Origin of the sequence: Clostridium senegalense JC122, assembly GCF_000285575.1 — a bacterium.
GTDB classification, from domain to species: domain Bacteria; phylum Bacillota; class Clostridia; order Clostridiales; family Clostridiaceae; genus Clostridium_J; species Clostridium_J senegalense.
Genome location: NZ_CAEV01000138.1, coordinates 1 through 709, shown reverse-complemented (window position 1 = coordinate 709; position 709 = coordinate 1). Strand labels below are relative to the sequence as shown.

Sequence of the window (709 nt, the reverse complement as noted above, 5' to 3'; positions counted from 1 at the left end):
AGGAAATGACTAAGTGAGAAGCGGAGTTTATTTGTATAAATGAGCATTTGAGTGAAGGAAATTGACGACGCAGTACGCCGCTTATATTAATTTAAAATCTGGTGATGATGGTTTAGAGGGTAACACTCCTTTCCATTCCGAACAGGCAAGTTAAGCCTCTAGACGCCGAGAGTACTGCACGGGAGACTGTGTGGGAGGGTAGGTTGTTGCCAGGTAAATATGGCTCCTTGGTCAAGCGGTTAAGACACCACCCTTTCACGGTGGTAACAGGGGTTCGATTCCCCTAGGAGTCACCATATGCAGATGTGGCGGAATTGGCAGACGCACTAGACTTAGGATCTAGCGCCTTTGGCGTGGGGGTTCGACTCCCTTCATCTGCACCACTTGCGGGTGTAACTCAATGGTAGAGTGCTAGCCTTCCAAGCTAGTTACGAGGGTTCGATTCCCTTCACCCGCTCCAAAATATGCGTTTTTAGCTCAGCTGGATAGAGCAACGCCCTTCTAAGGCGTGGGCCAGGGGTTCGAATCCCTTAAAACGCACCATTTAATGGGATATCGCCAAGCGGTAAGGCACCAGACTTTGACTCTGGCATTCGTAGGTTCAAATCCTGCTATCCCAGCCAATATGGTTCACTAGCTCAGTCGGTAGAGCACATGACTTTTAATCATGGTGTCCGGGGTTCGATTCCCCGGTGAGCCACCAAAATTA

Annotated in this window: 6 tRNA genes and 1 rRNA gene; all 7 read left to right on the top strand. The window is 49.2% G+C overall.

Features of this window, described 5'->3' with window-relative positions:
• The first annotated feature begins 97 nt into the window (after window positions 1–97).
• Window positions 98–215, top strand: a 5S ribosomal RNA gene (rrf, locus tag CSGHG_RS19240).
• A gap of 6 nt (window positions 216–221) precedes the next feature.
• Window positions 222–296: transfer RNA gene (locus tag CSGHG_RS19235), tRNA-Glu, on the top strand.
• A 3-nt stretch (window positions 297–299) separates the two neighbouring features.
• A tRNA-Leu gene (locus CSGHG_RS19230) sits at window positions 300–383 on the top strand.
• 3 nt (window positions 384–386) lie between these two features.
• Window positions 387–460: transfer RNA gene (locus CSGHG_RS19225), tRNA-Gly, on the top strand.
• A gap of 6 nt (window positions 461–466) precedes the next feature.
• Window positions 467–543, top strand: a tRNA-Arg gene (locus CSGHG_RS19220).
• Window positions 544–548: 5 nt separating this feature from the next.
• Window positions 549–623: transfer RNA gene (locus CSGHG_RS19215), tRNA-Gln, on the top strand.
• Window positions 624–627: 4 nt separating this feature from the next.
• A tRNA-Lys gene (locus tag CSGHG_RS19210) sits at window positions 628–703 on the top strand.
• The last annotated feature ends 6 nt before the right edge of the window (window positions 704–709 follow it).